The organism is Variovorax sp. 01T439_2 (assembly GCF_056398445.1).
In genome coordinates this window covers 1-7,200 of sequence record NZ_JBFTPJ010000209.1, presented here as the reverse complement: position 1 = coordinate 7,200, position 7,200 = coordinate 1, and the positions used below count along the sequence as shown (strand labels likewise).

The 7,200-nt window shown below is 66.7% G+C and carries 6 protein-coding genes; 5 read left to right on the top strand and 1 reads right to left on the bottom strand.

All coding sequences use genetic code 11. The features are described from left to right. The first annotated feature begins 77 nt into the window (after window positions 1–77). Together hyi and AC1DOC_RS12215 are read left to right on the top strand one after the other, a co-directional pair. Window positions 78–857: a hydroxypyruvate isomerase gene (hyi, locus tag AC1DOC_RS12220; protein ID WP_478081731.1), complete on the top strand. Its 780-nt coding sequence runs from the start codon at window positions 78–80 to the stop codon at window positions 855–857. A 28-nt stretch (window positions 858–885) separates the two neighbouring features. Then, entirely contained in the window at window positions 886–1,794 is a 909-nt protein-coding gene (locus AC1DOC_RS12215) for a 2-hydroxy-3-oxopropionate reductase (protein WP_478081729.1), read from the top strand. A 3-nt stretch (window positions 1,795–1,797) separates the two neighbouring features. Here the strand turns inward: AC1DOC_RS12215 and AC1DOC_RS12210 are convergent, their stop codons facing one another. Further along, complete coding sequence (locus AC1DOC_RS12210) at window positions 1,798–3,132, bottom strand: NAD(P)/FAD-dependent oxidoreductase (protein WP_018905314.1); 1,335 nt, start codon at window positions 3,130–3,132, stop codon at window positions 1,798–1,800. A 219-nt stretch (window positions 3,133–3,351) separates the two neighbouring features. Here AC1DOC_RS12210 and AC1DOC_RS12205 point away from each other — a divergent pair, with 219 nt between their 5' ends. The 3 genes from AC1DOC_RS12205 to AC1DOC_RS12195 all read left to right on the top strand — a co-directional run. After that, window positions 3,352–5,655 (top strand): NADP-dependent malic enzyme, encoded by a 2,304-nt coding sequence (locus tag AC1DOC_RS12205; protein ID WP_319439135.1) that lies wholly within the window; start codon window positions 3,352–3,354, stop codon window positions 5,653–5,655. Between the two features lie 193 nt (window positions 5,656–5,848). Beyond that, window positions 5,849–6,883 (top strand): ABC transporter substrate-binding protein, encoded by a 1,035-nt coding sequence (locus tag AC1DOC_RS12200; protein WP_278875841.1) that lies wholly within the window; start codon window positions 5,849–5,851, stop codon window positions 6,881–6,883. After that, a partial coding sequence (locus AC1DOC_RS12195; protein ID WP_478129860.1) for an ATP-binding cassette domain-containing protein occupies window positions 6,883–7,200 on the top strand: 318 nt, incomplete at its 3' end. The genes AC1DOC_RS12200 and AC1DOC_RS12195, both read left to right, overlap by 1 nt.

The following is a 7,200-nucleotide window of genomic DNA, read 5'->3' as shown; positions in this document are numbered from 1 at the left end:
GCCGCTGGCCGAGCATCCGGCCGATGCGCCGACCGCCGTCGCGGCCGAGATGCTGGACTGAAGAGGAACAACACACCATGCCCAAATTCGCAGCCAACCTCACGATGCTCTTCACCGAGCTGCCGTTCATGCAGCGCTTCGAGGCCGCCGCCAAGGCCGGCTTCGAGGCGGTGGAATACCTGTTCCCCTACCCCTTCGAGAAGAAGGAGCTCGCAGCCGCGCTGCGCGCCAACGGTTTGCAGCAGGTGCTGCACAACCTGCCGGCCGGCGACTGGGACAAGGGCGAGCGCGGCATCGCCTGCCATCCGGAGCGCACCAGCGAGTTCCGCGAAGGCATTGCCATGGCCATCGACTACGCCACCGCCCTGGGCTGCCCGCAGCTCAACTGCCTGGTCGGCAAGGTGCCCGAGGGCGCCGACATCAACGTAGTGAACCGCACGGTGATCGACAACCTGCGCCTGGCCGCGCGCGAACTCGAGGCCGCGGGCCTGCGCCTGCTGGTCGAACCGATCAACACCTTCGACATCCCGGGCTTCTACCTGAACCGCACCGACAAGGCGCTCGCGCTCATCGAGGCGGTGGGCTCGCCGAACCTGAAGGTGCAGTACGACATCTACCACGCGCAGCGCATGGAAGGCGAGCTCGGCAACACGCTCTCGAAGCATCTTGCGCAAATCGGCCACATCCAGCTGGCCGACAACCCCGGGCGCGGCGAGCCGGGCACGGGCGAGATCAACTACCCCTGGCTCTTCCGGCACATCGATTCGATCGGCTACGACGGCTGGATCGGCTGCGAATACAAGCCGCGCAGCGACACCGTGGACGGCCTCGGCTGGCGCGAAGCGCTCACGCAATAAAAGACAACTTCAGATCGGAAACAAAGACATGTCGCAATCGCAAAAGATCGGATTCATCGGACTCGGCATCATGGGCGCACCCATGGCGGGCCACCTGCTCGACGCGGGGCACCAGCTCTTCGTCAACACCCAGGGCAACACGCCTGAGCCCTTCATCTCGAAGGCCACCATCTGCGCCTCGGCGGCCGAGGTGGCGCGCCAGGCCGACGTGATCTTCATCATGGTGCCCGACACGCCCGACGTAGAAAAAGTGCTGTTCGGCGAGCCCGGCACGCAGGGCGTGGCCGAGGGCCTGAAGGACTCGCGCGGCAAGATCGTGGTGGACTGCAGCTCCATCGATCCGATTGCCACCAAGGGCTTCGCCAAGCGGATCATTGCGCTGGGCTGCGGCTACATCGACGCGCCGGTCTCGGGCGGCGAAGTGGGCGCCAAGGCCGCGAGCCTCACCATCATGTGCGGCGGCGATGAGGGCACCTTCGGCCAGGTGCGGCCGCTGCTCGAGAAGATGGGCAAGAACATCACGCTCGTGGGCAACGTGGGCGACGGCCAGGTCTGCAAGGTGGCCAACCAGATCATCGTGGCGCTGAACATCGCGGCCGTGGGCGAGGCGCTGCTGTTCGCCTCCAAGGCCGGCGCCGATCCGGCCAAGGTGCGGCAGGCGCTGATGGGCGGCTTCGCGAGCTCGCGCATCCTCGAGGTGCACGGCGAACGCATGATCAAGCGCACCTTCGCGCCGGGCTTCCGCATCTCGCTGCACCAGAAGGACCTGAACCTGGCGCTGCAGAGCGCACGGGCGCTGGGCGTGGCGCTGCCGCAGACGGCGGGCGCGGCGCAGCTCATGAACGCCTGCGCCGCACTGGGCCATGGCCAGCAGGACCACTCGGCGCTGGTGCGTGCGCTCGAGGCACTCGCGCAGCACACCGTTACGCCAGATTGAGGCTCAGGTTTTCGCTGCTTCCAGCGATTCCTTCAGGTTGCGCCGGCGCCATGCCCAGGTCTTGATGGCCTGCGGCAGGATGCCGATGCACGAGGCGTAGTAGGTGATCTTGAAGCCCCAGAAGCGCGGGCCGATGGGCGTGTTGCGGAACAGGTCGCCCGCCAGGATGGACAGCAGCGCCTCCTGCATGCGCCAGATGTTGCGCGGGTTCATGAACAGCCGGCGGATGGCCGGCGAGGTGATGCGGTAGATGAACCACGAGAACATCTTGGGGCCATGCTTCATCACCTTGTCGAAGCGGCGGAAGGCCTTCTCGGCTTCCTTCATCTCGCCCCTGAGCCAGAGGTCGGCCGCGGTAGCGCCCTCGAAGGCGCTGTTCATTGCCAGGTACACGCCCGACGAGAACATCGGGTCGACGAAGGCATAGGCGTCGCCGACCATCATGAAGCGGTCGCCGCGGCAGAACTTGGAGTCGTAGGCGTAGTTGCCGGTGGTGGTGGCGCCTTCCATCAGCGTGGCGTTCTTCAGGCGCGCGGCCAGCTTGGGCGCGAGCGCGATGGTCTCCATCAGGAACTCCTCGAGCGTGCCCTTGCGCCGCTTGAAATACGCGGGCGACGCCACGGCGCCGACGCTCACGGTGCCGTCCTTCAGCGGGATGTACCAGAACCAGCCGTGGTCGAACCAGAAGAGCGAGATGTTGCCTTCGTAGCGGCCGGGCCGGCGCTCCGCATTGGCAAAGTGGCCGAACAGGGCCGCGCTGGCGTGCTTGCGGTTGCGCTGCTTGGCGTCGAACTGGTTCGACAGCACCGTGTCGCGGCCGCTCGCATCGATCACGAAGCGCGGGCGCCAGCTGGTTTCGCTGCCGTCCTCGGCCTTGATCTTCACCAGCGCGCGCTTGTCCGCGCCCTTGCCGGCGTCCATGTCCACGCCCATGACGCGCTGGCCCTCGAAGGTGCGCGCGCCGCGCCGGGCGGCATGGCGGAACAGCAGCTCGTCGAACTCCGAGCGGCGCACGTGCACCGCATACGGAAAGCTCTTGTCCATGGCCTCGCCGAAGAAGAAGTGGCTGGTGTGGTCATGCCAGGGCGAGACGAACTCGGCGCCGTGCTTGGCAATGCCGATGGCCTCGACCTCGGTGCGCACGCCCAGGCGGTCGAACAGCGGCATGTTCATCGGCAGCAGCGACTCGCCGATGTGAAAGCGCGGATGGTGCGCCTTCTCGAACAGCACCACGTCGTGGCCCTTGTCCGCCAGCAACGCAGCCACGGTGGAACCCGCCGGGCCCCCGCCGATGACCACGACGTCGGGCTCTGTACTCGTGAAAGGTCCGGGCGTCATGCGCTCCCCTCCTGGTCGTTCTTCGTTGTGGATGGTGACGGCCGCAAGGCCGATGCAAGGGCTGTTGGCCAAGCGTTAAATCCTGGTAACAGCCGGGAGTTTAGCGAGTCGGCATGCAGAGAATTCACGCCTGGAGCACCAAAACCCGTGCCCACCCGGAGAAGAGGCAGCCGTTTTTTGGGGTAGCCTCATTGCCCGTCAGAAACAAGGAGACTTTTCATGGCTGCTAACCTGTCACCCGCCGAAGAAGCACTTCGCGAAGCAGCGCGCGAATACCACCGCTCGCCCGTCAAGGGCAAGATTTCCATCAGCCCGACCAAGCCGCTCCTGAACCAGCGCGACCTGTCGCTGGCCTATTCGCCCGGCGTGGCCTACCCGTGCCTGGACATCGCGGCCGATCCGTCGATGGCGGCCGAGTTCACCGCGCGCGGCAACCTGGTGGGCGTGGTCACCAACGGCACCGCGGTGCTGGGCCTGGGCAACATCGGCCCGTTGGCCGCCAAGCCCGTGATGGAGGGCAAGGGCTGCCTCTTCAAGAAATTTGCCGGCATCGACGTGTTCGACATCGAACTGGCCGAGAACGATCCCGACAAGCTGGTCGAGATCATCGCGGCGCTCGAGCCCACGCTGGGCGGCATCAACCTGGAAGACATCAAGGCGCCCGAGTGCTTCTACATCGAGAAGAAGCTGCGCGAGCGCATGAACATCCCGGTGTTCCATGACGACCAGCACGGCACGGCCATCATCTCGGCCGCGGCGCTCATCAACGGCCTCGAACTGGTCGGCAAGAAGATCGAGGAGGTCAAGATCGCCGTCTCCGGCGCCGGCGCGGCCGCCATTGCCTGCCTGGACGTGATGGTGGGCCTGGGCGCCAAGCCCGCCAACATCTATGCCTGCGACTCCAAGGGCCTGATCTACATGGGCCGCGCGGGCGGCTTCGACGACTCCAAGGCGCGCTACGCCCAGAAAGACACCGGCGCCCGCACCCTGGCCGACGTGGTGAAGGATGCCGACGTGTTCCTGGGCTGTTCCGCGCCCGGCGTGATGAGCGCCGACATGGTCAAGACCATGGCCGGCCAGCCGATCATCCTGGCGCTGGCCAACCCCGAGCCCGAGATCCGCCCCGAGCTCGCCAAGGCCGTGCGGCCCGACTGCATCATTGCCACCGGCCGCTCGGACTACCCGAACCAGGTCAACAACGTGCTGTGCTTCCCGTACATCTTCCGCGGCGCGCTCGACTGCGGCGCCAGCAAGATCACGGAAGAAATGAAGCTGGCCTGCGTGCGCGAGATCGCCGAGCTCACCAAGGCCGACATCAGCGAGGAAGTGGCCACCGCCTATGCGGGGCAGGAGCTGTCCTTCGGGCCCGACTACATCATTCCCAAACCCTTCGATTCGCGGCTCATCCTGCGCATTGCGCCGGCCGTGGCCAAGGCGGCGGCCGCCTCCGGCGTGGCCGCGCGCCCGATCGAGGACCTGGAGGCCTACCGCCAGCACCTCACGCGCTTCGTGTTCCAGACCGGCATGTTCATGCGCCCGGTGTTCAGCGCCGCCAAGATCGCGGCCGCCAAGCGCGTGGCCTATGCCGAAGGCGAGGACGAACGCGTGCTGCGCGCCGCGCAGTGGGCCATCGACGAAGGCCTGGCCCAGCCCATCCTGGTGGGGCGCCCGGCCGTGATCGAGGCGCGCATCCAGAAGGCCGGCCTGCACATCCGCGCGGGAACCGACTTCGAGATCGTCAACCCCGAGGACGATCCGCGCTTTCGCACCTACTGGGAGACCTTCCACAAGGTCATGGGCCGCCGCGGCGTCACGCCCGAGGCCGCCAAGACCATGGTGCGCCGCTCCAACACCACCATTGCCGCGCTGATGATGCACCTGGGCGACGCCGACGCGATGATCTGCGGCCTGGTCGGACGCTTCGACGTGCACCTGGAGCACATCCGCAACCTGATCGGCCTGAAGCGCGGCGCGCCGGGCTTCGCCACGCTCAATGCGCTCACGCTCGAGAAGCGCACGGTGTTCATCACCGACACCAACGTGAACGAAGACCCGAGTGCCGAGCTGCTCGCGAGCATCGCCATGATGGCCGCCGAAGAGGTGCGCCGCTTCGGCATGCCGCCGAAGGTGGCTTTTCTCTCGCACTCGAACTACGGCACCTCGAGCCGCGGCTCGGCACGCAAGATGCGGCTCGCGCGCGACCTGTTCGCGCAGATGGCGCCCGACATCGAATGCGACGGCGAGATGCACGGCGACGCGGCGCTGTCCGAAGAAGTGCGCCGCACCGCCCTGCCCGAGAGCACGCTCACCGGCGAAGCCAACCTGCTCGTGTGCCCCAACCTCGACTCGGCCCACATCCTCTACAACGTGCTGAAGATGACGGGCGCCAACGGCATCACCGTCGGCCCGATCCTGCTCGGCGCCGCAGGCTCGGCGCATGTGCTCACGCCCTCGTCGACGGTGCGGCGCGTGGTCAACATGACGGCGCTGGCGGTGGCGAACGCGACGACCGCGCTCAAGTAGGCCGCTTTCCCTGAACCAACGCCCCGCTGCAGTACGCCGCGGGGCGTTTTTCATTGCGGCCCAAGCCGGTGCGCCGTGGCCCCCGCCGCCCCCCATTGCGCACCACAACAGTTCCGCGGAAGGGTTCGCACCAATCGCGTGCGGGCACCGTTTTTGCTTGAATGCAGAAGCATTCACCTCCAACGGATCCCGCATGAACAAGCGCCAATTGCTCCAGTCCTTCCTCGCCGCCTCGGCCCTCAGCTTCGGCCTTTCCCCGGCCCTGGCCCAGACCATGACGCCGATCAAGTTCCAGCTCGACTGGCGCTTCGAAGGACCGGCCGCGCTGTTCCTGCACCCCGCCGCCAAGGGCTATTTCAAGGCCGCGGGCCTGGACGTGACCATCGACGCGGGCAACGGCTCGGGCGGCACGGTCACGCGCGTGGCCTCGGGCGCCTACGACATGGGTTTTGCCGACCTCGCGGCGCTGATGGAATTCCACGCCAACAACCCTGACAGCCCCAACAAGCCAGTGGCGGTGATGATGGTCTACAACAACACGCCGGCCTCGGTCATGGCGCTCAAGAAGAGCGGCATCGCCAAGCCGGGCGACCTCGCGGGCAAGAAGCTCGGCGCGCCGGTGTTCGACGCGGGCCGCCGCGCGTTCCCGATCTTCGCCAAGGCCAACAGCATCGGCGCCGTGAACTGGACCGCCATGGACCCGACGCTGCGCGAAACCATGCTGATCCGCGGCGACATCGACGCGATCACCGGCTTCACCTTCACCTCGCTGCTGAACCTCGAGGCCCGCGGCGCCAAGGCCGCCGACATCGTGGTGCTGCCCTACCCCGACTACGGCGTGAAGCTCTACGGCAACGTGATCATCGCCTCGCCCAAGCTCATCAAGGAGAACCCGGAAGCGGTGAAGAAATTCCTCTCGGCCTTTGCCAAGGGGGCGAAGGAAGTGATCGCCAATCCGGCGGTGGCCATCGAGTCGGTGAAAGCGCGCGACGGCATCATCGACAGCAAGCTCGAAACCCGCCGCCTGCAGCTGGCCATCGACACCGTGATCAACAGCGCCGACGCACGCAGCGAAGGCTTTGGCGTGGTCAACGCGGGCCGCATGTCGCTGATGGCCTCGCAGGTGTCGGACGCGTTCAACACCAAGACCCGCGTGAGCCCCGACGCCGTGTGGACCGCCGCGCTGCTGCCGCCGGCGGCCGAACTGAGCGGCGTGCTGCGCAAGTGATGGCGGACGCATCGAACGCAGCCGCTGCTCCCTTCGTCGACTTCCAGGACGTCTGGCTCGCCTACAACGAGGAGCTGCTGCGCGCCAACCACTTTGCGGTGGAGGCCATCGACCTGAAGGTCAAGCGCGGGGAGTTCATTGCCATCGTCGGCCCCTCGGGCTGTGGCAAGTCGACCTTCATGAAGCTCACCACGGGACTCAAGATGCCGTCGATGGGGAAGATCCGCATCGACGGCCAGCCCGTGACGGGGCCGCTCAAGATCTCGGGCATGGCGTTCCAGGCGCCGTCGCTGCTGCCGTGGCGCACCACGGTCGAC